At 72.0% G+C, this 24,163-nt stretch carries 15 protein-coding genes and 2 pseudogenes; 12 read left to right on the top strand and 5 right to left on the bottom strand.

Annotation, left to right across the window (positions count from 1 at the left end; genetic code table 11):
- Nucleotides 1-5 precede the first annotated feature (5 nt).
- The 4 genes from ACXKR8_RS14365 (at nucleotide 6) to ACXKR8_RS14350 (ending at nucleotide 6,405) form a co-directional block, all read left to right on the top strand.
- A complete protein-coding gene (locus ACXKR8_RS14365; protein ID WP_458273305.1) occupies nucleotides 6-4,154 on the top strand; it encodes a Pls/PosA family non-ribosomal peptide synthetase in 4,149 nt (1,382 codons plus the stop codon).
- A 124-nt stretch (nucleotides 4,155-4,278) separates the two neighbouring features.
- A complete protein-coding gene (locus ACXKR8_RS14360; protein ID WP_458273304.1) occupies nucleotides 4,279-5,583 on the top strand; it encodes an MFS transporter in 1,305 nt (434 codons plus the stop codon).
- Nucleotides 5,584-5,651: 68 nt separating this feature from the next.
- The gene (locus tag ACXKR8_RS14355; RefSeq protein ID WP_458273303.1) at nucleotides 5,652-5,960 is read left to right on the top strand and encodes a hypothetical protein; all 309 of its coding nucleotides are present in this window, start codon (nucleotides 5,652-5,654) and stop codon (nucleotides 5,958-5,960) included.
- A gap of 52 nt (nucleotides 5,961-6,012) precedes the next feature.
- Nucleotides 6,013-6,405 (top strand): DoxX family protein, encoded by a 393-nt coding sequence (locus ACXKR8_RS14350; protein ID WP_458273302.1) that lies wholly within the window; start codon nucleotides 6,013-6,015, stop codon nucleotides 6,403-6,405.
- Nucleotides 6,406-6,667: 262 nt separating this feature from the next.
- Here ACXKR8_RS14350 and ACXKR8_RS14345 read toward each other — a convergent pair whose 3' ends face one another.
- The gene (locus ACXKR8_RS14345) at nucleotides 6,668-8,068 is read right to left on the bottom strand and encodes an IS1380 family transposase (RefSeq protein WP_458266600.1); all 1,401 of its coding nucleotides are present in this window, start codon (nucleotides 8,066-8,068) and stop codon (nucleotides 6,668-6,670) included.
- A gap of 132 nt (nucleotides 8,069-8,200) precedes the next feature.
- Here ACXKR8_RS14345 and ACXKR8_RS14340 point away from each other — a divergent pair, with 132 nt between their 5' ends.
- The 6 genes and pseudogenes from ACXKR8_RS14340 to ACXKR8_RS14315 all read left to right on the top strand — a co-directional run bounded on the left by ACXKR8_RS14340 (nucleotide 8,201) and on the right by ACXKR8_RS14315 (nucleotide 15,780).
- The gene (locus ACXKR8_RS14340; RefSeq protein ID WP_458273301.1) at nucleotides 8,201-8,944 is read left to right on the top strand and encodes a hypothetical protein; all 744 of its coding nucleotides are present in this window, start codon (nucleotides 8,201-8,203) and stop codon (nucleotides 8,942-8,944) included.
- Nucleotides 8,945-9,211: 267 nt separating this feature from the next.
- A pseudogene (locus tag ACXKR8_RS14335) lies at nucleotides 9,212-9,948 on the top strand (AAC(3) family N-acetyltransferase).
- A 54-nt stretch (nucleotides 9,949-10,002) separates the two neighbouring features.
- Nucleotides 10,003-11,010, top strand: coding sequence for a Gfo/Idh/MocA family protein (locus tag ACXKR8_RS14330; RefSeq protein WP_458273299.1), 1,008 nt, complete (start codon nucleotides 10,003-10,005; stop codon nucleotides 11,008-11,010).
- Between the two features lie 352 nt (nucleotides 11,011-11,362).
- Nucleotides 11,363-13,949, top strand: a pseudogene (locus ACXKR8_RS14325) (galactose-binding domain-containing protein).
- A gap of 109 nt (nucleotides 13,950-14,058) precedes the next feature.
- Nucleotides 14,059-15,108, top strand: a complete 1,050-nt coding sequence (locus tag ACXKR8_RS14320; protein ID WP_458273298.1) for a LacI family DNA-binding transcriptional regulator — start codon at nucleotides 14,059-14,061, stop codon at nucleotides 15,106-15,108.
- 84 nt (nucleotides 15,109-15,192) lie between these two features.
- Nucleotides 15,193-15,780: a hypothetical protein gene (locus ACXKR8_RS14315; protein ID WP_458273297.1), complete on the top strand. Its 588-nt coding sequence runs from the start codon at nucleotides 15,193-15,195 to the stop codon at nucleotides 15,778-15,780.
- Nucleotides 15,781-15,792: 12 nt separating this feature from the next.
- On the opposite strand, the gene ACXKR8_RS14310 is transcribed toward ACXKR8_RS14315, so the two are convergent.
- From ACXKR8_RS14310 to ACXKR8_RS14300, 3 genes are all read right to left on the bottom strand, one after another.
- Nucleotides 15,793-17,406: a peptide chain release factor 3 gene (locus ACXKR8_RS14310; RefSeq protein ID WP_458273296.1), complete on the bottom strand. Its 1,614-nt coding sequence runs from the start codon at nucleotides 17,404-17,406 to the stop codon at nucleotides 15,793-15,795.
- A 105-nt stretch (nucleotides 17,407-17,511) separates the two neighbouring features.
- On the bottom strand, nucleotides 17,512-18,591 hold the full coding sequence (locus ACXKR8_RS14305; protein ID WP_458273295.1) for a Zn-dependent alcohol dehydrogenase: 1,080 nt from the start codon (nucleotides 18,589-18,591) through the stop codon (nucleotides 17,512-17,514).
- Between the two features lie 64 nt (nucleotides 18,592-18,655).
- On the bottom strand, nucleotides 18,656-20,074 hold the full coding sequence (locus ACXKR8_RS14300) for an aldehyde dehydrogenase family protein (protein WP_458273294.1): 1,419 nt from the start codon (nucleotides 20,072-20,074) through the stop codon (nucleotides 18,656-18,658).
- Between the two features lie 190 nt (nucleotides 20,075-20,264).
- Between ACXKR8_RS14300 and ACXKR8_RS14295 the strand changes: the two genes are divergently transcribed.
- The gene (locus tag ACXKR8_RS14295; RefSeq protein ID WP_458273293.1) at nucleotides 20,265-20,984 is read left to right on the top strand and encodes a TetR/AcrR family transcriptional regulator; all 720 of its coding nucleotides are present in this window, start codon (nucleotides 20,265-20,267) and stop codon (nucleotides 20,982-20,984) included.
- A gap of 4 nt (nucleotides 20,985-20,988) precedes the next feature.
- On the opposite strand, the gene ACXKR8_RS14290 is transcribed toward ACXKR8_RS14295, so the two are convergent.
- Complete coding sequence (locus tag ACXKR8_RS14290; RefSeq protein WP_458273292.1) at nucleotides 20,989-22,605, bottom strand: phytoene desaturase family protein; 1,617 nt, start codon at nucleotides 22,603-22,605, stop codon at nucleotides 20,989-20,991.
- A 105-nt stretch (nucleotides 22,606-22,710) separates the two neighbouring features.
- Here ACXKR8_RS14290 and ACXKR8_RS14285 point away from each other — a divergent pair, with 105 nt between their 5' ends.
- On the top strand, nucleotides 22,711-24,162 hold the full coding sequence (locus ACXKR8_RS14285) for an ATP-binding protein (RefSeq protein ID WP_462100497.1): 1,452 nt from the start codon (nucleotides 22,711-22,713) through the stop codon (nucleotides 24,160-24,162).
- The last annotated feature ends 1 nt before the right edge of the window (nucleotide 24,163 follow it).

The raw sequence follows: 24,163 nt of genomic DNA, 5'->3' as shown, positions 1-24,163 counted from the left end.
GGCACGTGGAATCTGAGAACCTTCTCGCGGCGACGCTGCCGCTCCCGCAGGCCGACTGGCCCGTGGCCCCCGCAGCGCCGGCCCGCACCCTGGTGGACATCCTGGACGCCACGGTCCGGCTCACGCCCGACGCGCCCGCCCTGGACGCCGACGGCGCCGTCCTCGACTACCGGGGCCTGCGCGCGGCAGCGGTCGCGGTCGCGGCGCGGCTCAGCGCGGGCGGGACGGGCCCGGGGGACCGGGTCGGCGTCCGGATCCCCTCCGGGACGGCCGCGCTCTACACTTCGATCCTCGGCGTGCTGCTGGCCGGCGCCGCGTACGTCCCGGTCGACGTGGACGACCCGGACGAGCGGGCCGAGCTGATCTGGCAGGACGCCGGGGTCTGCGCGGTGCTGGGCCCGGACGGCGAGTTCCGGCCGGGGCCGACCGCGCCGGGCCAGGGCCGAGAGGGCCAGGGCAGGGAGGGCCAGGGCAGGGAGGGCCAGAAGGGCCCGGAGCCGACCGACGACGCCTGGGTCATCTTCACCTCCGGCACCACCGGCCGTCCCAAGGGCGTGGCGGTGAGCCACCGTTCGGCCGCCGCCTTCGTGGACGCCGAGGCCGGGCTGTTTCTGCGGCAGGCTCCGCTGGGCCGGGGCGACCGGGTGCTGGCCGGGCTCTCGGTGGCCTTCGACGCCTCCTGCGAGGAGATGTGGCTGGCCTGGCGGCACGGCGCCTGCCTGGTCCCGGCGCCGCGGGCGCTGGTCAGGGCCGGCGCCGAACTGGCGCCCTGGCTGGTGGAGCGCGGCATCACCGCGGTCTCCACCGTGCCGACGCTGGCGGGTCTCTGGCCGATCGAGGCGCTGGACGCGGTCCGGCTGGTCATCGTCGGCGGCGAGGCCTGCCCGGCCGAGCTGGTCGCCCGGCTCGACCGTCCAGGACGCGAGTTCTGGAACACCTACGGGCCCACCGAGACCACCGTGGTCGCCTGCGCCTCGCTGCTGCGGGCCGGGCAGCCGGTGCGGATCGGCACCCCGCTGGACGGCTGGGCGCTCGCGGTGGTCGACCCGGACGGCTCCCCGGTCGGCTGGGGCGAGACCGGCGAACTGCTGATCGGCGGGGTCGGCGCGGCCCGCTATCTGGATCCGCTCAAGGACGCAGAAAGCTTCCGCCCGCACCCGGCGCTGCCCGGCGACCGGGTCTACCGCAGCGGGGACCTGGTCCGGGCCGAACCGGCCGGACTGGTGTTCGTCGGCCGCGCCGACGAGCAGGTCAAGCTGGGCGGGCGGCGGATCGAACTGGGCGAGGTGGACGCCGCGCTGGCCGCCCTGCCGGGGGTGCGGGCAGCGGCAGCGGCGGTCCAGGAGACCCCGCTCGGCGGACAGGTGCTGGTCGGCTACCTGGTGGCCGAGCCGGGGGCCGGGCTGGAACCGGCCGAACTGCGGCAGCGGCTGCTGCGGCAGCTCCCGGCCGCGCTGGTGCCGGTGCTCGCGGTGCTGCCCGAGCTGCCGACCCGGACCTCGGGCAAGGTCGACCGGGGCGCGCTGCCCTGGCCGCTGCCGTCGCCGTCGCTGCCGGGAGGCGACGCGGGGCAGGGGCAGGGGCAGGGGCGGCTTGATCGGGGCGAACTGCGGGGGACCGCTGCCACGTTGGCCGAGCAGTGGCGCGACCTGCTCGGGGTGAGCACCGACGCCGACGGGGACTTCTTCGCGCTGGGCGGCACCAGTCTGGCCGCCGCCCAACTGGTCTCCCAGCTGCGCCAACGGCACCCCGGGCTGTCCGTCGCCGACCTCTACCGGCAACCCCGGCTCGGCGACCTCGCCGCCCACCTCGACCTCCGGGCCACGGCCACCGCCGAGGCCGCTCACGCCGCCACCGCCGAGGCCACGGCCACCCCCGAAGCCGCCGCTGCCCAGCCCGCCGGCGTCGGCGACACTCGCCTCGGCGGCTCCGGGCCCGCCCTGCCGGCCCAGACCGGCCGCCCCCGGCCCGAACGCGCGCCCGCGCCCCCCACCCCCGCCCGCACCGGCCTCTACCAAGCCACCGTCCTGTTGCTGCTGCACACCCTCGGCGCGGCCCGCTGGGTCCTCGCCCTGGCCGCCCTCAACAACCTGCTCTGCGACGGGCTGCTCAGCGGCGGCCAGGCCCACGCCCCGACCTGGGCCAGGCCCACCTCCTGGTGGCTCATCGGCATCGGCTGGCTGCTGCTGAGCAGCGCCCTCGGCCGGACCCTGCTCGGCGCGGCCGGGGCCAGGCTGCTGACCCGGGGCCTGCGCCCGGGGGCGTACCCCAGGGGCGGCCGGGTCCATCTGCGGCTCTGGACCGCCGAGCGGCTGGTCGCCGCCTTCAACATCGCCGCGGTGGTCGGCACCCCGCTGGCCCGGCGCTATGCGCGCCTCCTCGGCTGCACGGTCGGTCCCGACGTCGAGCTGCACACCATGCCGCCGGTCACCGGCCTGGCCGCCTTCGGCGCGGGCTGCACGCTGGAACCCGAGGTGGACGCGGCCGGCTGGTGGCTGGACGGGAAGCTGCTGCGGCTGGGCCCGATCACGGTGGGCCCCGGGGCCAGGATCGGCACCCGGGCGATGCTGATGCCAGGGGCCGAGGTCGGCGCCGGGGCCGAGGTCGCCCCCGGCAGCTGCGTCACCGGCCAGGTCCGGCAGCGGACCCGGGTGCACGGCTCGCCGACCCGGCCCGACCCGTGCACCGCGGCGGAGCCCTGGCCGGCCGAGCGTCCGCCGCGCTCCCCGGTCCGCGACCGGGCCTGGGACGCGGCCTACGCGCTCTCGCTGCCGGGGCTGCAACTGCTCCCGCTGGCCGCCGCGACCCCGGCCCTGCTGGTGCTCTACGTCCTGCTCGGCCAGCACCCGGGCGCCGGGCAGGCCTTCGGCTGGCTGCTGCTCAGCTCGCTGCCGCTGGGGCTGGTCAGCCGGGTGCTCTACGCCCTGCTGCTGGCCGGGCTGGTCCGGCTGCTCTCACGGGCCGTCAGGCCGGGGCTGCACCCGGCCCACGGGCGGATCGGCTGGTCGGTCTGGCTGGTGCACCAGCTGACCGGGGCGGCCCGCTCCCAGCTCTATCCGCTCTACGCCTCGCTGCTCACCCCGTCCTGGCTGCGGCTGCTCGGGGCGCGGGTCGGCCGCCGGGTCGAGGCGTCGACCGTGCTGCTGCTCCCCGGACTGACCACGGTCGAGGACTTCGCCTTCCTCGCCGACGACACCCTGCTGGCCCCGTTCCAGGTCTCCGGCGGCTGGCTCCGGCTGGGCCGGGTGTCGGTCGGGCGGCGCTCCTTCGTGGGCAACTCCGCGATCGTCGGCCCCGGCCGCGACCTGCCGGACGACGCGCTGGTCGGAGTGCTCTCGGACGCGCCGCACCGGGCCGAACCGGGGAGCTCCTGGCTCGGCCGTCCCGGCTTCCCGCTGCAGCGGGTGGTCGAGACCGGCGACCCGGCCCGCACCTACGACCCGCCCCGGCGGCTGGTGCTGGCCAGGGCGGCGGTGGAGCTGTGCCGGCTGGCCCCGATGGTCTTCGCGGTGCTGCTCGCCGACCTGGCCGCGGCCGGACTGCAGGCCGTGCTGCTCCGGCAGGGGGCGGTCGGCTCGCTGCTGCCGGCCGGAGTGCTGCTGGTGCTCTGCGGGATCGTCGCCTGCGCGCTCACCACCGCCGCCAAGCGGCTGCTGATGGGCAGGTTCCGGGCCGGGGTGCAACCGCTGTGGAGCTCCTTCGTCTGGCGCAACGAGCTCTACGACAGCTTTGTGGAGGAACTCGGCATGCCCTGGCTGGGCAGCACGCTGATCGGCACGCCCTTCCTCAACACCTGGCTGCGCAGCCTGGGAGCGCGGATCGGGCGCGGGGTCTGGTGCGAGACGCACTGGCTGCCGGAGACCGACCTGGTGGAACTGGGCGACGGCTGCACCCTGAACCGGGGCGTGGTGGTGCAGACCCACCTGTTCCAGGACCGGCTGATGCGGATGGACGGCATCCGGGTCGGCGCCGGGGCCACCATCGGGCCGCACTCGATCGTGCTGCTGGGCGCGACGGTCGCGGACGCCGCCGTGGTCGGGCCCTCCTCGCTGGTGATGCGCGGGGAGACGATCCCGGCCCGGAGCCGCTGGCTGGGCAACCCCGTTGCCGACTGGACCGCCCCGACCGGCGGCGGGTCCGTGACCCGCCCTTGAATATCGGCGCCGGGCTTCCCTGTTCTCCCAGGTCAGAGCAATGTCACTAGGTGACACCACGCTCAGTTGTGAAGGTTCTTCAAGAGTGGTTGGGTTGGGCCCCCCAACCGTGTAGGCATAGGGGGTGCCTGAACAGACCATGCCAATAATATCGGAGTCCCCTCCGCCGACCCCTTCCCTCTGGAGGCATAGGGATTTTCTGCTGCTGTGGTCCGGAGGGGCCGTCAGCGACCTGGGCAGCGCCGTCTCGACGCTGGTCCTCCCGCTCATCGCGGTCCGCACGCTGAACGCGACGGTCTTCGAGGTCGCGCTGCTCGGGGTGATGTTCAGGCTGCCGTTCCTGGTGCTGACCCTGCCGGCCGGCGTCATCGTGGACCGGGTCGACCGGCGCACCCTGATGGTGTGGTGCGACGCGGGGCGCATGGCCGCCATCGGATCCATCCCGCTGGCCACCCTGTTCGGCCGGATCACCATCTGGCAACTGGCCTTCTCGGCCATGGCGGTCGGGGCGTTCCGGGTCTTCTTCGACGTGGCCGACCAGAGCTACCTGCCGACCCTGCTGTCCCGTGAGCAGCTGGTCGAGGGCAACGGCAAGCTGCGCGCCACCGAAACCCTCGCGGACTCGCTCGGGCCCTCGCTCGGCGCCGCGCTGGCCGCACTGGTCGGCGCCGCCCGCGCGATCGCGGCGGACTCCGTCTCGTATGCGCTCAGCGTCCTCTCGCTGCTGCTGATCCGGACCTCGGAGCCGCGCCGGGAACCCGGCACCGGCGCCCCCCGGGTCACCTTCCGGGCGGCGATGGGGGAGGGGCTGCGCTTCGTCCTCGGCGACACGATCCTGCGCCGGATCGCCGCCTGCACCGCGACCGCGAACCTGGCCATCAGCATGGTGACCTCGATCGAGGTGGTCTTCCTGATCCGGGCGGTCCACTCCACGCCCACCCAGGTCGGCATCGTGCTCGGGCTCGGTACGCTCGGCGGGTTCTTCGGCAGTCTGATGGCGCGTCGGCTCGCCCGGGCCGTCGGCACCGCACGGATCATGTGGGTGGCCCTGGTGGTCCCCGCCCCGTTCACCTTCCTGATGCCGCTGGCCTGGTCCGGCTGGGGCGCGCTGGCCTACGGCGCGGGCTGGGCGGCCTTCAACGCCGCCGGGGCGGTCTACAACACCGCGCAGGTCTCCTACCGGCAGTCGGTCTGCCCGCCGGAGCTGCGCGGCCGGATGAACGCGTCCATCCGCTGGCTGATCTACGCCACCGTGCCGCTGGGCGCCCTGCTCGGCGGTATTCTCGGGACCTGGATCGGACTGCGTCCGACCCTGTGGATCGGCGCCTCGATCATGGCCCTGACCGGTTCCTGGCTGGTCTTCTCACCGATCAGGGGAATGCGCGACATCCCGCCGGCCACGGTACGGGCCGGCACCCCGGCGACCTGACCCGGATCCTCAGGAGACGTTCATCCGCTTCAGAGCCTCCTGTCAGTGGCCCCTGCAAGAATGTCGTCATGTCATCAGGCAGTCGCTTCCCTGGCGACCTCGTACGTGCCCAACAGCAGGTCTGGGCCAGCGAGGCAGCGACACGCGCGTTCGTGCTGGACGGGCCCAGCAGCCCGGTGGTGGCCTGGCCGCTGCCCCGGCAGGCCGAGTACCAGCGGCTGCGCGGCGCGCAGGAGGCCGCCCAGCAGGCGGTGCGAGAGCATCCGCTGATGGCCGCGGCGATCGCCGACCACCACTGGACGGCGACCCTGCGCGCGCTGTGGCAGGCTGCCCGGGTGGACGCCGCCGAGAAGCGCGGCGACCAGGCGGCGGCCTGACCCCTGCCGCACGCCTGGCGGGTCCGCTCGCTCCAGCTGGAAGAGAGTCGCGATGAACCTCGCACTGTGGATCGTCCAGGGCCTGCTCGCGGTCCTCTTCGCGGCGACCGGGGCTGCCAAGGCGGTCTGGTCGAAGGACCGGCTGCTCGCGTCCGGGCAGAGCGGGGTGGCGCCGTTCCCGTTGCCGGTGCTGCGGCTGACCGGGGTCTGCGAACTGCTGGGCGCGCTGGGGCTGGTGCTGCCAAGGGCGACCGGGATCGCCCCGGCGCTGACGCCGGCCGCGGCGATCGGCCTGGCGGTGGTGCTGCTCGGCGCGATGGCCAGCCACGGCTCGCTGCTGTGCGCCGACCGCGCGGCCGACCGCGGTTCGGCCGAGGCCCGCAACATCGCCGGCAATGTGCTGATCCTGGCCCTGCTCCTGTTTGTCGCGGTCGGCCGTCTCTAAAAGCGGCCGGGCGGCGTCACCATGGACACCCGATTGGCAGGCCGCTTATGATGGCTGGCTCAGCCCGAATCCACCGGCTGATCATTTCGGGGTTGCTCTCCTGCCCGTGGACGGTCGGCCGCTGGGGGCAACAGGTTGAGGGTGTGCGGTAGCCGCCGTGCGCGGGTCGCGGCCTGTCCGAGGGGTTGTGCGGGGTCGGGAGCGGTTGGTGGCGCTGTCGCCGGTGGCCGTCGGGCCGTCGCGGTGCGGGATCTTGTGGCGGTCAGGCCGCCGGGCGCGGCGGTGGGGAGTGGACGGCCTCGAACAGGGCGGTGAAGGCGTCGCGCCAGGGCCAGTGCTCGGGCAGATGCACCGTCAATTTGGTGCGCGCGGTGCGCGCGAGCCGGGCCGGGACGTGGACCAGGTGGGCGCGCAGGGTCGCTGTGGTGGCCTTGGCGTGGAAGACCGAGGTCAGCGCACCGGCGGCCCGCAGCAGGTTGTGCGACATCGCCCACAGGGTCAGCCACGCGGCGTTGGCCTGGAAGTTCCCGGACGGCAGGTGGGCCAGAGGCCCGGACTTCCCGTCCGCGATCACCTGCTCCACCACGGCGTGCTGCCGGTGGTGCAGTTCCGCCTGCAGCACCGCGAAGGAGCTGTCGGTGAAGACGGGGTGGTAACGCCAGGCGGTGAACAACTCGCCCTGACCCTGGGCCACTTCGGCGTTCAATCGGCGGACCCGGCGCACGATCAGCCGGGCGGTGACGTGCTCGGACTTCCTTCGGCCGGTGAAGGCGGTGTAGGGGATCTCGGCGACCTCGGCGTCGGAGACCATCTCGCCGGTGTCGGGGTCGACGAAGGCGTCCGGGTAGCGGATCGCCGTCCAGGACTCCTGCGGGATGCGGGAGATCGCGCCCGCGATGGAGGGGTTCATGCCGGTGGTCAGGGAGAATCGGGCGCCGGCCCGGCGGCAGGCGGCGACCACGTCGGCGGTGTAGAACTTGCTGTCCGCGCGGACCAGGCGGATCCCGGTGCCGCCGGTCTCCTTCGCTATGGCCAGGGCCTCGCTCACGAAGCTCTCGGCTCCGCGGACGTCGGCGGCCTTGCCGCGGCGCAGGCGGACCGCGCCGATCACGGGCCGGGCGATCGGGGTGGACAGGGTGGCCAGGATCGGGTGCAGGGTGCGCTGGCCCTTGAGGCGGCCGACCTGCGCGCCCTGCTTGGCGTGGCCGTACACGCGGCGGTGGGTGGGGTCGATGTCGATGAACATCAGTGTGTCGGCGCCGGGCAGCAGTGGGGTGCTGCGGGCCAGTCGGGCCAGGAAGTCGCGGTGAACGCGGTGGAGCTGGCGGTTGTGGCCGTGGGTGAAGGAGCGCAGGAAGGTGCCCAGGGTGGAGGGCGCGCGGACCGAGGTGAAGGCGCGGTCCATCGCGCCGTGCCGCAGCCGCGCCGCGTCGTCGATGCTGTCCGCGCCCGCGCACATCGCGCTGATCAGCGACATCACTTTGGCGGCCGGGTTGGCTCCGCCGCTGTTGTCGGCGCCCTCGATGCGGAGCGCGGACGCGGCCAGTTGCCGCAGGCCGGCCCGCTCGGCCAGCCGGACCAGCGACAGCAGCCCGGCATCGGCGATCAGGTTCGGCTCGTCGAAGACGGCGGAAACCGCTGTGGCGGCATGGCAGGATTGCATCTCGCGGATGTTCTCTCGTTCTGGCGACTTGGTTCTGTAGGAAGTCCCATCGTCCCAGGTCAGAGGGCATCCGCGTCGTTATGTCCAGGCCTCGGACAGGTCATTCATCGGTGGATTCGGGCTCAGGTGTCAATGGGGGAGGACATCCGGATCATGTCGCAGCGGAGCATTGACGCACAGCACCGGATCAGCCGAAGTCGACTGCTTTTTATTGTCCCACTCGTCCTGCTGGGATTCCTGCTGTGCCTGCTGACATGGGCGGTCGTCTCCGCCAATGTGAACCCGTCCATGAGAAAGGAATGGCCCTGGCGGCTCACTCTTCTCGACGTGGAGTCGTTGTCCAATATATTGGCCGTGACGACAGGGCTGATATTCGCGCGGGCCCAGTACGCGCGGACCGTCTGCCCGATCATTGCCTGGACCGGCGAAGTGCGGCAAGTACGGCCGGGAATGACGGGCACGCATATCTGGGTGGTCGAGGTGCACAACGGCAGCTCGTACACCTCCACCGTGGAGGAGATCGGCTACCAGTGCTGGGAGGCAACAGCGGCGGTGCCGCCCGACCCCGACGGGGACTGGGTCGATCACGGCAAGATCACACTCCAGCTGCAGAGCATGGGTATTGCCCTCGGTCGGGATTTCGACCTGAACCCGTTCGCGCACGGTGGATTACTGGGCGGCGATCACCGCGAGATGAGACGCGTCGGCCGATTCTCCAGCGTCGCGATAGAGAAAATTGGCGACATTCGTATGCGCGTTCGCGTCGTCGATGTCGTCGGCGATCACCACGAGCGGGTACTCCTCCTGCTCAGGGGAGCGAGAACAGAGTTGGAGAGCGCACGAGCGGCAAGCGGGGCCGCGTCCGGCACGGCCTGACCTGGAAGAATTCTCCGGAGAGCACCTGCATGCTATTCTTCTCCGCTGTGGCACGGGTACTGCCCTGTTATCGCGGGTAGAGTTCTCAGGGTGCCTATACCTCACTGGTCCGGCGAAACCTGGTACCGGGGCAAGGGGAAGAAGGTGATGCCTTGAAGACGTGGTCCGACGTGGCAACCGAACCGGAAACGCCCCCGACAACCGTCTCCCAGGCGCAGTTGGCCAAGGAACTCGGGGCCCTGCGGCTGAACAGCCCGCTCATGGTGCATGCCGTCGCTGCGCCGACTGGGGTGGGTGATCGGCGGCCCGCTGGCCGCAGCCCACGCATTGCAGCAAGCCCTTTCCCCGAGCGGCACACTGGTCGTTCCGGCCTTCACCCCGGAGAACTCCGCCACCTCTCGCGACTTCCTGCACGCGATCAGCGGCATGAGCGAAGCCGAAGCGGCCGACTACAAGGCTTCCATGCCGCCCTTCGACCCTGCGACCACCCTGCCGTTGGCATGGGCGTGCTGGCCGAGACCGTGCGAGGCCTGCCTGGAGCGATGCGCAGCGATCATCCGCAGACGTCGTTCGCGGCAGTCGGCCCCGCAGCTGAGGCGATCGTGTCCGGCCATCGCCGCGACCGACACTTCGGCGAGGACTCCCCGCTGGGCCGCCTCTATGCCATGGACGCACAAGTCCTGCTGATCGGTGTGGATTTCAGCGTCCTCACGGCCTTCCACCTGGCCGAGTACCGCATTCCGAACCCACCGCTCCGCAGCTACGAGTGCGTCGTCCGGGGGCCCCAGGGCGAGCCCGAGTGGTGGTCGTACGAGGACGTGGCGCTCGACGACAGCGACTTCGGTGCGATGGGTCAGGACTTCGAACGTGAGGGCCATGTGCTCTGGTCCGGCCGAATCGGCTCGGCCCACTGCCGGTTGCTGCGGGTGCGCGATGCTGCCGACTTCGCGGTGGAGTGGCTGCCGTCCCACCGCGACTACGTGGCACCTGCCGATAGCGACTGATATGCGGGGTCGCCGAGCGGCCCCACCCTCTGCCGGTCGGCCTAAGCTGACCGCATGAACCCTCGTCTGCTGCGTATCGGTGTGCTCGGCGCCGCCAGGATCGCTCCGTCCGCGCTGGTCCGTCCGGCGGCGAAGGTGCCGGAGGCGGTGGTGACGGCGGTGGCCGCGCGGGATCCGGAGCGGGCCCGCGGCTTCGCCGCCAAGCACCGGATCCCCACCGTGCACGCCGGCTACCAGGCGCTGCTGGACGATCCGGACATCGACGCGGTCTACAACCCGTTGCCCAACGCGCTGCACGCCGAGTGGACCCTGAAGGCGCTCGCGGCCGGCAAGCACGTCCTCTGCGAGAAGCCGTTCACCTCCAACGCGATCGAGGCCCGCGCGGTCGCCGACGCCGCCAAGGCGTCCGGACTGGTCGTCATGGAGGCGTTCCACTACCGCTACCACCCGATGGCGGCCCGGATGCGGGCCATCGTGGACGGCGGCGAGCTGGGCACGATCCGCTCGGTGGAGACCGCGATGTGCTTCCCGCTGCCCAAGTTCGACGACATCCGCTACAGCTACCCGCTGGGCGGCGGCGCGCTGATGGACGGCGGCTGCTACGCCCTGCACCTGCTGCAACTGCTGGGCGGCGAGGCGCAGGGGGCGCAGGGCGCGCCGGAGGTGCTGGCCGCCACAGCGAAGCTCCGCGGCGCGGACGTGGACCGGGCGATGACCGCCGAGCTGCGCTTCGCCGGCGGGGCGGGCGGGCGGATCACCACCTCGATGTGGTCCCGGCGGCTGCTGGACTTCACGGCCAGGGTGCGCGGCGACGCGGGGGAGCTACGGGTCGTCAACTACCTGGCCCCGCAGATCTTCAACCGGCTGACGGTGCGCACCGCGGCGGGCGTCCGGCGGGAGCGGGTGGCGGGCGGCCACACCTATACGTACCAGCTCAGGGCCTTCGCCGCCGCGGTGCTGGACGGCGGCCCGGTGCTGACGCCGCCCGAGGACGCGGTGGTCACCATGGGCCTGATCGACGACATCTACCGCGCCGCCGGGATGCGTCCGCGCGGTGAGTGAGGGCCGCCGGTAGGGGCCGCAAGCGCGCTCCGGGAAAACGGGCGGTTTGGTTCCGGCATGCTCATGGTCTTGACGCGGCGGTGCACAGGGGATGAAACTCGCCCCTGAGAGAGCGCTCTCCCACCCCCTCAAGTGCGCCTCCTTTCGCAGCACGGGCCATAGCTGACGCTCCGTCCACCCCGGTCGGCGCGTCGATCCGCCATGCCCGTTTCCCCCCACCCTCTGTCTCATCGCGCAGGAGATGCACATGAGATCGGCTCATATCCGGGCGCAGCACGACCCCCGGAACACCCTTCATGACCAGGCCGGGCGGCCGCTCGCCCTCTGGTCCGTCCTGCTGGTGCTCGCCGCCATGCTGGCCGTGTTCATGTCCCCGGCCAGCTCGGCGCACGCCGCCGACACCCTGCTCTCGCAGGGCAAGACCGCCACCGCCTCGTCCACCGAGAACGCGGCCAACAACCCCGCCTCCGCCGCGGTCGACGGCGACACCGGCACCCGCTGGTCCAGCGCCTTCAGCGACCCGCAGTGGCTCGAGGTCGACCTCGGCGCCAGCGCCAGCATCGACAAGGTGGTCCTCAACTGGGAGGCCGCCTACGGCAAGGCGTACCAGATCCAGACGTCCGCGGACGGCACCACCTGGACCCCGATCTACAGCACCACCACCAGCCCCGGCGGAGTCGAGACGCTGGCCGTCTCCGGCACCGGCCGCTACGTCCGGATGTACGGGACCGCCCGCGCCACCGGCTACGGCTACTCGCTCTGGGAGTTCCAGGTCTACGGCACCGCCGGCGGCACCACCCCGCCGACCACGACCCCGCCGCCCACCACCCCGCCGCCGACCACCTGCGGCACTGCCAACGCGGCCCAGGGCAAGACCGCCACCGCCTCCTCCACCGAGAACGGCGGCACCCCCGCCTCCGCGGCCGTGGACGGCAACACCGGCACCCGCTGGTCCAGCGCCGCGAGCGACCCGCAGTGGCTGCAGGTCGACCTCGGCTCCTCGCAGAGCATCTGCAAGGTGGTCCTCAACTGGGAGACGGCGTACGGCAAGGCGTACCAGATCCAGACCTCGGCCGACGGCACCAACTGGACCCCGATCTACTCCACCACCACTGGCGCGGGCGGCATCGAGACGCTGGCCGTCTCCGGCACCGGCCGCTACGTCCGGGTCTACGGGACCGCCCGCGCCACCGGCTACGGCTACTCCCTCTGGGAGTTCGGCGTCTACACCGGCGGCAACGGCGGCGGCACCACCACGCCCCCGCCGGTCACCGGACCGCCGACCACCGACACCCCGGACTTCGGCCCGAACGTCACGGTCTTCGACCCGACCATGTCGACCACCAGCATCCAGAGCAAAGCTGGACACGGTCTTCAGCCAGCAGGAGACCAACCAGTTCGGCGCCCAGCGCAACGCGCTGCTGTTCAAGCCGGGCAACTACAGCGTCAGCGCCAACGTCGGCTTCAACACCCAGGTCTCCGGCCTCGGCCTGTCGCCCGACGACGTCAACATCAACGGGTACGTCACCGTCGACGCCGGCTGGTTCAACGGCAACGCGACCCAGAACTTCTGGCGCGAGGCCAGCAACCTGTCGATCACCCCGCCCAGCGGCACCGACACCTGGGCCACCGCCCAGGGCACCTCGCTGCGCCGGGTGGACGTCCACGGCGACCTCAAGCTCGACCCGACCGGCGACTACTGGGCCAGCGGCGGCTTCCTCGCCGACTCCAGGATCAGCGGCTCGGTCAACTCCGGTTCGCAGCAGCAGTGGCTGACCCGCAACAGCACCATGGGCGGCTGGAACGGCTCGGTCTGGAACATGGTCTTCGTCGGCGACACCGGTGCGCCCGCGCAGAACTTCCCCAACCCCTCGCACACCGTGGTCAACCAGACCCCGACCTCGGCCGAGGAGCCCTACCTCTACTTCGACACCAGCAGCAACACCTACAAGGTGTTCGTGCCCGGTGACCGGGCCAACTCGGCCGGCGCCAGCTGGATCAACGGCACCCCGGCCGGGACCTCGCTGGCCATGCACACCTTCTACGTCACCAAGCCCAACGACACCGCCGAGACCATGAACGCGGCGCTCGCGGCCGGTGACAACCTGCTGGTCACCCCGGGCGTCTACCACCTGGACCAGACCCTCCAGGTCAACCGCGCCGACACCGTCGTGCTCGGCCTGGGCATGGCCACCCTGGTCCCGGACAACGGCGTCACCGCCATCCAGACCGCCGACGTCAACGGGGTCCGCATCGGCGGCTTCCTGATCGACGCGGGCACCACCAACTCCAACACCCTGGTCCAGATCGGCCCGGCCGGCTCCAGCGCCGACCACTCCGCCGACCCGACCGTGGTCTCCGACCTGTTCATCCGGATCGGCGGCACCGGCGTCGTCGGCAAGGCCACCACCAGCGTCGTCATCAACAGCAAGAACACCGTCGGTGACAACTTCTGGCTCTGGCGCGCGGACCACGGCGACAACACCGGGTGGACGGTCAACACCGCCGACACCGGACTGGTCGTCAACGGCGACAACGTCACCCTCTACGGGCTGGCCGTGGAGCACTTCCAGAAGACCGAGGTGCTCTGGAACGGCAACGGCGGGCGCACCTACTTCTTCCAGAACGAGATGCCCTACGACCCGCCGAACCAGGCGGCCTGGATGAACGGCAGCGCCAACGGCTACCCCGCCTACAAGGTGGCCGACAACGTCACCAGCCATGAGGCCTGGGGCGTCGGCAGCTACTGCTACTTCAACGTCAACCCCGCGGTGGTCTCCGACAACGCCTTCCAGGCGCCGGTCACCGCGAACGTGAAGTTCCACGACCTGCTGACGGTGTCGCTCGGCGGCACGGGAACGATCTCCCACGTCATCAACAGCACCGGTCCGGCGGCCAACGCCACGACCAACAACGTCTACCTCCCCAGCTTCCCGTAATCGGAAGCGACCGGACGTAGGCGGCAGGCAGCCCCCCAAGGCTGCAAGCAGCCCCCCGAGACCCGGGACGGCGGCTCTCCACCCTCATGGCAGCAGGTATAACTACGTCATGAAGAGGAAGCCGCCGTCGCTGGGTTCGGTCACGCTCGAAGACGTGGCACGGGTCGCAGGTGTGTCCCGTGCCACGGTCTCGCGCGTCATCAACGGCAGCACCACCGTCGACCCGGCCATGCGTCAGCTGGTCGAGGACGCGGTCGCCGCCACCGACTACGTGCCCAACCGGGCCGCCCGTTCGCTGGTCACCCGGCGCACCGACTCGATCGCCCTGGTCGTCTCCGAGGCCGAGTCCCGCCATGTCGCGGACCCCTTCCTCGGACGTATGTTCACCGACCCCTTCTTCGGACGGGTGGTGACCGGGGTGATGGAGGTGATCCGCCCCCGCGGCGTGCAGATGGTGCTGATGCTGGTGGACGACTCCGACTCGCGGGCCCACCTGGTCAGCTATCTGCGCCAGGGCCATGTCGACGGCGTCGTGCTGATCTGCGGCCACGCCGCCGACCCGCTGCCAGGACTGCTGGCCGAGGCCCAGGTCCCCGCCGTGCTCTCCGGCCGTCCGGGGCAGACCACCCCGATCAGCTTCGTCGAGGCCGACCAGCGGGCCGGTGCGGTGCTCGCGGTCGACCACCTGGTCGGCATCGGCCGGCGCCGGATCGCCCATCTCTCCGGACCCCTGGACATGCCCTCGGCGCAGGAGCGGCTCACCGGCTTCCACCAGGCCATGGCCGCGCACGGGCTGACCGAGGCCGGGGTGGTCGAGGGCGACTTCACCCAGGCCGGCGGCGGCGCCGCGATGCGCGAGCTGCTGGCCCAGGCCCCGGACCTGGACGCGGTCTTCGTCGCCTCCGACCTGATGGCCCTCGGCGCGATCCCGGTGCTCAACCGGGCCGGCCGCCGTGTCCCCGAGGACGTCGCGCTGGTCGGCTTCGACGACAGCAGCGCGGCGCTGGCCTGCGACCCGCCGCTGACCACCGTCCGGCAGCCGCTGGAGGAGATGGCGGCGCGGATGGCCCAGCTGCTGCTGGCCCAGATCGCCGAACCCGCCGAGACGCTCCAGTCCGCGGTCTTCCACCCCACCCTGGTGGCCCGCGGCTCGGCCTGACCGGCCGGCGCTGGGGCGCGGTGGGGGCTTGGGCATAATGGCTGGTCGGATGGGCCCCTTGCCCGCGTAACCCGATCGGACGACATGAAATTCGCCGCCGCCACTCTGGCCGCCTGTGTGCTGCTGCTGGCCGCCTGCTCCGCCACGAAGCCGGCCCCGACCACGTCCCCGACCGCGTCCCCCGGTCTGCCCCTGGCGGACGCGGGCTGCCCTGCCGGCACGGTCGACTGGGGTGCGCGGACGAGCAGCCTGGTCCTGGTCGCCGCGAGCGGGAGGACCGTCGTCAAGCGGGGCGTCTGGACGACGGTGAAGCTGCTCCCGCGAGTGGAGCTGCGGTCAGGGTTCACCAGCGACCGCCCCTTCCCCCACCTGGCCGAGGACCTGCTCGCCGCCTACGACGAAGGCGCCTCGTTGACGGTCGGATCCATGGGCGAGCCCTTCCCCTATCAGAAGAATGTCCGTATGAAGACCGACGGGGACGGAACAGTCGTGTCCTACCAGGAGGCCGACCAGGACACCGTGGACTTCAGCTACACCTGCTCCGACGGGCAGAAGGCGCACGGAACCATGACCGCCTGGACCGACGGACCCGCCGGGAGTTTCAACTGCCCGGGCAGCATCAAGCTCAGCGCACGCCTCACCGCCCTGCGCACGGAGCTGTGCAGCCAGTAGACAGGGTGCGGGCTAGTCCGCCGTGGCGATCAGGGTCTCCAGCTTCACGTCCGGGTTGCTTCGGACGAAGCTGTTCATCTGCCACTTGTCGCCGAACAGGGCCAGCAGCACGTCGTCCGAGCGGCGGGTCAGGGTCTCGCCGGTGACCAGGCGGGCGCGGTTGAGGACGGCCGCGCCGGCCGGGTCGGTGACCCTGGCGATGTTGTAGGGGAGGTGGTCCAGCGCGATCGGGGACGAGAACTCGTGCTCCATCCGGTGCAGCACCACGTCGAACTGCATCGGGCCGACCGCCGCCAGCACCGGCGCCTGGTCGCCGCGCCGGTCGGAGACCAGCACCTGCACCACGCCCTCCTCGTCCAGCTGCGAGATGCCCTTGCGGAACTGCTTGGAGCGGCTGATGTCCTTCGGCCGGGCCACCGCGAAGTGCTCGGGCGCGAACGCCGGCAGCGGCGGGAACTCGGCCTTGCGGCCCGCGAAGAGGGTGTCGCCGACCCGCAGCGCGGTGGCGTTGATCAGGCCGACCACGTCGCCGGGGTAGGAGGTGTCGACCACGGTGCGCTCCGCGCCGAAGACGGTGTGCGCGTACTTGGTGGCGAAGGATCGGCCGCTGGCCGCCCGGGTCACCGTCATCCCGCGCTCGAAGACGCCGGAGCAGACCCGGACGAAGGCGATCCGGTCGCGGTGCGCCGGGTCCATATTGGCCTGGATCTTGAAGACCAGCCCGGAGAAGTCGTTCTCCACCGGCCGGGTGTCGCCCTTGGCCAGCGGACGCGGACCGGGCGCCGGGGCCAGGTCCACCACCGCGTCCAGCAGCAGTCCGACGCCGATGTTGGTGAGGGCCGCGCCGAAGAACACCGGGGAGATCTTGCCGTCCCGGAAGGCCTGCTCGTCCCAGCCGGGGCCGGAGGAGAGCACCAGCTCCATCTCCTCCAGGGCGGTCTCCCAGAGCTCGCCCTCCTGCTCGGCCGCCTCGGCCGCGGTCAGCTTCTCCTCCACGGCCTTGTGGGTGCCGCCGGGGACGCGGGTGAAGCGGCGCATCTGGCTGGTGTCGTCGGCCTCGACCAGGCCGCGCAGATTGCCGGCCTCGCCGACCGGCCAGACCACCGGGACCGGGATGATGCCGAGCACGCTCTCGATGTCGTCCAGCAGTTCCAGCGAGCCGCGGCCGCGGCGGTCCCACTTGTTGATGAAGGTGATCACCGGGACGCCGCGGTGGCGGCAGACCGAGAACAGCTTGCGGGTCTGCTCCTCCAGGCCCTTGGCCGCGTCCACCAGCATGATCGCGCAGTCGACCGCGGCCAGGACCCGGTAGGTGTCCTCGGAGAAGTCGGCGTGGCCGGGGGTGTCGACCAGGTTCATCACATGGTCGCGGTGGCCGAACTGGAGTGCGGCGGAGGTGACCGAGATCCCGCGCTCCTTCTCCAGCTCCATCCAGTCGGAGGTGACGCCCTTGCGTCCGCCCTTGCCGTGCACGGCGCCGGCCGAGGTGATCGCCTGGGCGTGCAGCGCCAGCGCCTCGGTGAGCGTGGACTTGCCCGCGTCCGGGTGACTGATCACCGCGAAGGTGCGGCGCCGCGAGGCCTCCTCGAGGACGTGGGACGCGCTGGCAGGCTGGTCGGAACTCACGTGAAATCCTCGGTCCTCGGGCGGGCGGAACAAACCACCCTAACGTTCCGCCCGCCCGTGAGTCGAACCGTTTGCTCCGCCGCTACCCGTGCGGGTGTCCGCGTCCTAGAAGACGACCAGCGAGCGGCCGCCCTGTCCGGCCGCCATCCGCTCGAAGGCCGCCGGGATCTGCTCCAGCGTGATCCGGTCGGTGATCAGCGACTCCAGGTCCAGCGCGCCCGAGCGGACGTGCCCGGCCAGGATCGGGATGTCCTTGACCGGGTCGCTGTTGCCGTAGACGCAGGAGGTCAGGGTCCGGGCGAAGTGGAAGATCTCCAGGGCGGAGAAGGACACCATGTCTGCTTTGCCGCCGATGCCGACCACGGTGGCCCGGCCGCCCTTGCGGGTGGAGGACCAGGCCGCGCGGATGGTGCTGCCGCGGCCGACGCACTCGAAGGCGTGGTCCGCGCCGTTGCCGCCGGTGAGCTTGCGGATCGCCTTGGGCGTCTGCTCGTCCGCGAGCAGGAACTCGGTCGCGCCGTGACGGCGGGCCAGCTCCTCCTTCTCCGGGGTGACGTCCACCGCGATGATCGGGGACGCGCCCGCGATCCGTGCGGCCTGCAGCACCGCCAGGCCGACCCCGCCCAGGCCGAACACCACCACCGACTCGCCCTTCCGGACCCTGGCCGAGTTGTGCACCGCGCCGTAGCCGGTGAGCACCGCGCAGCCGAGCAGCGCCGCCGAGGTCAGCGGGACCCCGTCCGGCAGCGGGATCAGCGCGTTCTCATTGACCACCGTCTCCTCGGCGAAGGCGGCGACGCCCAGGCCCGGGTAGAGCGCGGTGCCGTCCTTCAGCGCCGCGTAGGTCTCCACCGAGGCGGCGTACTGGTTCTCGCAGAGCCAGGGCTCGCCGATCGCGCAGAGGTGGCAGTGTCCGCAGGCCGGAGCCCAGTTGAGGACGACCGGGTCGCCGACCCGGACCGAGCTGACGCCCGCGCCGACCGAGACCACGGTCCCGGCGCCCTCGTGGCCGAGCACCACCGGGGTGCTGGAGCGCAGCACCCCGGTGGTCATCGACAGGTCGGAGTGGCAGACGCCGGCGGCGGCCAGCTTGACCCGGACCTTGCCGGGGCCGGGCTCGGGCAGCTCGATCTCGGTGAGTTCGAGCGGGGCGCCCACGGCGGTGAGCAGGGCGGCGCGGACCATGGTGGACCTCTTTCGGGCGCTTTTCGGCAAGTGAGGCAGGTGGGTCAAGGGATATGAGCGGGCGTCAGAACTGCAGCGACTTCGGCTGGAGGAACTCCTCCAGGCCGTGCCGCCCCAGCTCCCGGCCGACGCCGGAGCTCTTGTAGCCGCCGAAGGGCGCGATCGGGTTGAAGCGGCCGCCGTTGATGTCGACCTGGCCGGTGTCCATGCCGCGGGCGAACGCCGCCGCGGTCTCGTTGTCGGCCGCCCAGACCCCGCCGGCCAGCCCGTAGGCGGTGCCGTTGGCGATGGCCAGCGCGTCCGCCTCGTCGCGGTAGGACAGGATCGACAGGACCGGGCCGAAGATCTCCTCCTGGGCCACGGTGGCGTCCGGGGCGACGTCGGCCAGGACGGTCGGCCGGACGTAGAAGCCGGTGCTCAGGCCGTCCGGGGCCTCCGGGCCGCCGACCACCACCCGGGCGCCCTCGGCGACCGCGGTCTCGAGGTAGCCGCGGACCCGGTCCCGCTGCTTGGCGCTGACCACCGGGCCGATCCTGGTGGCCGGGTCGGTCGGGTCGCCCGGGACGTACTTGGCGGCGGCCTTGGCGGCGATCGCCACGGCCTCCTCGTACTGGTCCTGGTGCACCAGCAGCCGGGTCCAGGCGGTGCAGGTCTGGCCGGAGTTGGCGAAGACATTGGCGACGTTGACGTTGACCGCGCGGCCCAGGTCGGCGCCGGGCAGCACCACGTTGGCGGACTTGCCGCCGAGCTCCAGGGCGACCCGCTTGATGCCGCCGCCCGCGATCTCGGCGATCTTCGCGCCGACGGCGGTGGAGCCGGTGAAGGAGACCAGGTCGACCTCCGGGTGCGCGGCCAGCGCCGCGCCGGCCACCGTGCCGAGGCCGGTGACCAGGTTGAACACCCCGGCCGGGAAGCCGGCCTCGTGCACCAGCCGGGCGAACAGCCGGGCCACCAGCGGGGTGTCCTCGGCCGGCTTGAGCACGACCGTGCAGCCCGCCGCCAGGGCCGGCACGACCTTGGCGACGACCTGGTGCAGCGGGTAGTTCCACGGGGTGATCGCGGCGACCACCCCGGCCGGCTCGGCGTAGACGATGGAGTTGCCGACCTGCTCGGTGAACTCGTACCCGGCCAGGATCTCCAGGTAGGAGTTGGCCACCCCGAGCGGCAGCCCGGCCTGGACCGGGGTGGCGAAGCTGATCGGCGAGCCCAGTTCGGCGACCACGGTCTCGGCGATCTCCTGCTGGTGCGCGGCCAGGCCGTCCCGCAGCCGGGTCAGGTGGTCGAGGCGCTCCTCGCGCGAGGTCGCCCCCCAGGCACGGGCGGCGGCACGGGCGGCCCGCACGGCGGCGTCCACGTCCTCGGCGGTGCCGGCCGGGACGGTCGCGATCACCTCTTCGGTGGCCGGGTTCAGTACGGGAATGGTGTCCGCCCCGAGGGAGCGGACCCACTCGCCGCCGATGTACTGATCTCCATGCTGCTGCACCAGATGATCCTTCCGTCGCGGCTGCGCTGCCGTTATAACTAGCGATGCTAGTTAATGTCGCGGAGCGCACCCGGCGCAAGTGCGGCGGACGTGCCGCGCGTCACCCGGTGCCTCGCCCGTTACGTCACCCGGTACGTCCACAGGTGAAGACACTTGAATCGGTGCCGTCTCCAGCCAATACACTCGCCTCATGCGATCGGATGCACGCCCCGCGGCCAAGAGTGCCACCGGCTCGGGCCCTCCTGCGCCCAAGGCGAAGCGGGTGCCGCGGGCCCAGCGCGAGCAGCAGATGCTCGACGCGGCGGTCGGCGTCTTCTCCCGCTGCGGCTACCACGCCGCCTCCATGGACGAGATCGCCGAGGCGTCCGACGTCTCCAAGCCGATGCTCTACCTCTACCTGGGGTCCAAGGAGGAGCTGTTCGCCGCCTGCATCCGCAGGGAGGCCGACCGGCTGATCGAGGCCGTCGGGCAGGCCGCCGAACCCGGCCTGGAGACCGGCGAGCAGCTGCGCCGGGGGCTCACTGCGTTCTTCGGCTTCGTGGCCGAGCACCGGGAGAGCTGGATCGTGCTCTACCAGCAGGCCCGGGCCCAGGGCGAGCCGGTGGTCGAGGAGGTCGCCGCGGCCCGCCGCCAGGTGGTGGACGCGGTCACCCTGCTGGTGCGCCGGGCGGCGCTGGACGCGGTGCCGCCGCCGCGGCAGGGCGAGCGCCCGGACCGCGGTGAGGCCGCGGCCGTGGCCCAGGCCATCGTCGGCGCGGCCGACGCGCTGGCGGGCTGGGTCCTCGACACCGGGCCCGAGCCCCCGGAGGAGACCGCCCGCCGACTGATGTCTGTGATCTGGATCGGCCTCGAACCCCGCCTCCACGGCGCCCGCTACGCGGCCGACCCGCAGTCCCCGCCTGACGCTTAGCTCTCTACCGACCCAGCGCGGCCATGGCCGCGTTGTGGCCGGGGATGCCGCTGACGCCGCCGCCGCGGACCGCGCCCGCGCCGCAGAGCAGCACATTGGCGTGGGCGGTGGCGACTCCCCAGCGGTCCTCGTGATCGTCGGAGGAGCCCTCCGCGAAGGGGAAGGCCAGGTCGCGGTGGAAGATGTTGCCGCCGGGCAGGCCGAGGTCCCGTTCCAGGTCCAGCGTGGTGCGGGCCTCCACGCAGGGCCTGCCGTCACCGTCCAGCGCCAGGCAGTCCGCCAGCGGCTCGTCCAGTACGGCGTCCAACTGCCGCAGCACCGCCGCCAGGGCGGCCTCCCGGGACGCCTCGTTGCCGGCCTCGTCGAACAGCCGGGCCGGCTGGTGCAGTCCGAACAGCGTCAGCGTCTGGTAGCCCTGGCTCTGGAGCTCCGGGCCGAGGATCGACGGGTCGGTCAGCGAGTGGCAGTAGATCTCGGACGGCGCGACGCTCGGCACCGCCCCGCCCGCCGCCTCCCGGTAGGCGGCCTCCAACTGCTGGTAGGACTCGGCGACATGGAAGGTCCCGGCGAAGGCCGCCCGCGGGTCGACCCCGCGGTCGCGCAGCCGGGGGAGCCGGCGCAGCAGCATGTTCACCTTCAGCTGCGACCCCTCCGGCGCCGGCCCGGACGGCTCCTCGCCCAGCAGCCGCTCCAGCTCGCGCGGCGCGGCATTGCAGAGCACCTGCGCCGCGCCCACCCGGTACTCCTCGGCGTTGTCCCCGTCACCGCCCCCTGTGCCGTCGCCGCTGCGGAACACCACCTCGGCGTCGGTCCCGTCGGTCCGGACGGAGGTCACCTCGCAGCCGGTGAGCAGCTCCGCGCCGGCCGCCCGGGCCGCGTCCGCCAGTGCGTCGGTCAGCGCGCCCATGCCGCCGACCGGGACGTCCCAGTCGCCGGTGCCGTTGCCGATCACGTGGTAGAGGAAGCAGCGGTTCTGCCGCAGTGACGGGTCGTGGGCATGGGTGAAGGTGCCGATCAGCGCGTCGGTGAGGACGATCCCGCGCACCAGGTCGTCGCTGAAGGTCTCCTCCACCGCCTCGCCGAGCGGACGCTCGAACAGCGCCTCCCACAGCTTGTCGTCGCCCACCCGCGCCCGCAGTTCCGCCCGCCGGGGCAGCGGCCCGGTCAGCGTCGGGAACACCGCCTCGGCGACCCGCCGGGTCCGCCCGTAGAACTCCTGCCAGGCGGCGTACTCCCGCCCCGACCCGGTCAGCCGCCGGAACGCCTCGGCCGTCCCGGCCTCGTCCCCGTTGTCGACAAGCAGACCTGTCGCCCTTCCTTCGCGCGACACCGGCGTGTACGAGGACACCCTGCGCCGTCGCAGTTCCACCGCGAGCCCCAGATCCGCCATGATCTGCCGCGGCAGCAGGCTCACCAGGTAGGAGTACCGCGACAGCCGCGCGTCCACCCCCGCGAACGCCCGGGTCGAGACCGCGGCGCCCCCGGTGTGCCCCAACCGCTCCAGCACCAGCACCCGCCGCCCGGCCCGCCCCAGATACGCGGCAGCCACCAAGCCGTTGTGCCCACCCCCGACCACCACCACGTCGTACCGCGAACGCGCAGGCCTCACAGCTTCACTCATCCCCCGTCCTACCAGCCCCAGCCGCTTCCAGCCATGTCGCCTGCCGACCCCGACAGAGGTAGATTCAATCTACGTAGATTGAATCTACCCAGATGGGAGCACGAGGTGCAGCGGACCTCCTTTGTCGGCCGAAGGGCAGAGCTGGCCCTGCTCGGCAAGCGTCTGGAGCGGGTCGCGGCCTCAGGCGCCGGCACTGCTGTGGCCATACGGGGACGGCGCCAGGTCGGCAAGTCCCGTCTGGTGCAGGAATTCTGCGACCGGGCCGAGGTGCCCTATCTGTTCTTCGCCGCCACCAAGGGCGCGTCCTCGACAGAAGCAGTGGCGGAGTTCCTTGCAGCCCTCAAGGAGTCCTCGCTTCCAGCAGATCCGGAACTGGTCGCCACCAGCACTGCGGGCAGTTGGCCCGACGCTTTCCGGGTGCTGGCCGCAGCGCTCCCTCCGCGCCCCGCGGTCGTCGTCATCGACGAGTTGCCCTGGCTCGCGGAGCAGGACGATCTCTTCGACGGTGCACTGCAGACGGCCTGGGACCGCCTGCTCGCCCCGCGTCCCGTGCTGCTTCTGCTGCTCGGCAGTGATCTGCACATGATGGAACGACTGACGGCCTATGACCGTCCCTTCTACGGGCGCGCGGACAACCTCACCCTGGGCCCGTTGAATCCCGCCGAGACGGGCCGGGCGCTGGGGCTGGCGGCCGCGGATGCCGTGGACGCCCACCTGGTGTCTGGTGGCCTGCCCGGCATCCTTCGCGCCTGGCCGCACGGCACTCCCGCTCTGGAATTCCTGGAACAGGAGTGCGCGGATCCCGCGTCCCCGGTCTTCGGCGTTCCCGAGTCCTCGCTGCTGGCTGAGTTCCCCTCGCCGGACCACGCACGTCGCGTTCTGGAAGCGGTGGGCGGCGGCGACCGCACCCATGCCAACATCGCCGCGACAGCGGGAGGCCGGGGCGGGGTCCTGCCGTCCGGCTCGCTGTCCCCGCTGCTGCGTCGCCTGGTGGACGAGAAGCGGATCCTGGCCATGGACGAACCGCTCTCCACCCATCCTGGCAAGCCCGCGCTCTACCGCATCGCCGACAGCAGCTGCCGTCTCTATGTGGCCGTCCTGCGCGCGGCCCAGGAACAGGTCCGCCGGGGTCGCCCCGAAGCGGCCTTCCGACTGGTCGAACGCCGCTGGGCGACCTGGCGCGGCCGGGCTGTCGAACCGCTGGTACGCCAGTCCCTGGAACTGGCGGCCCTGGACGGCCTGCTGCCGTGGGGCTCGGTCGAGGCGGTCGGCGGCTGGTGGAACCGGCAGTTCGACCCCGAGGTCGACCTGATCGGTGCGGATCGGGCGCCGATCGCCCGGGAGGTGCTGTTCGCCGGTTCGGTGAAGTGGCTGGCCACTCCCTTCGACCGGCATGACCTCACCAGCCTCACCCACGCCGCGCCGCTGGTCCCGGGTTTCACCCCCGGCCGTACCGGTCTGGTGATCGCCTCGCTCTCCGGCGCTTCCGTCGAGACCGGGCCGGAGAGCGGCAGCCTGCTCTGGGGGCCGCAACAGGTGGTCGACGCCTGGCAGTAGA

This window comes from Streptacidiphilus sp. PAMC 29251 (assembly GCF_054208735.2).
This window is presented reverse-complemented; position numbering and strand designations above follow the sequence as displayed.

Bases quoted from the DNA above. Each gene is read 5' to 3' on its own strand.
- ACXKR8_RS14355 (WP_458273303.1), top strand. From the start codon at position 5,652: ATGTCATCAGGCAGTCGCTTCCCTGGCGACCTCGTACGTGCCCAACAG.
- ACXKR8_RS14350 (WP_458273302.1), top strand. From the start codon at position 6,013: ATGAACCTCGCACTGTGGATCGTCCAGGGCCTGCTCGCGGTCCTCTTC.
- ACXKR8_RS14345 (WP_458266600.1), bottom strand. From the start codon at position 8,068: ATGCAATCCTGCCATGCCGCCACAGCGGTTTCCGCCGTCTTCGACGAG.
- ACXKR8_RS14340 (WP_458273301.1), top strand. From the start codon at position 8,201: ATGGGGGAGGACATCCGGATCATGTCGCAGCGGAGCATTGACGCACAG.
- ACXKR8_RS14330 (WP_458273299.1), top strand. From the start codon at position 10,003: ATGAACCCTCGTCTGCTGCGTATCGGTGTGCTCGGCGCCGCCAGGATC.
- ACXKR8_RS14320 (WP_458273298.1), top strand. From the start codon at position 14,059: ATGAAGAGGAAGCCGCCGTCGCTGGGTTCGGTCACGCTCGAAGACGTG.
- ACXKR8_RS14315 (WP_458273297.1), top strand. From the start codon at position 15,193: ATGAAATTCGCCGCCGCCACTCTGGCCGCCTGTGTGCTGCTGCTGGCC.
- ACXKR8_RS14305 (WP_458273295.1), bottom strand. From the start codon at position 18,591: ATGGTCCGCGCCGCCCTGCTCACCGCCGTGGGCGCCCCGCTCGAACTC.
- ACXKR8_RS14295 (WP_458273293.1), top strand. From the start codon at position 20,265: ATGCGATCGGATGCACGCCCCGCGGCCAAGAGTGCCACCGGCTCGGGC.
- ACXKR8_RS14290 (WP_458273292.1), bottom strand. From the start codon at position 22,605: ATGAGTGAAGCTGTGAGGCCTGCGCGTTCGCGGTACGACGTGGTGGTG.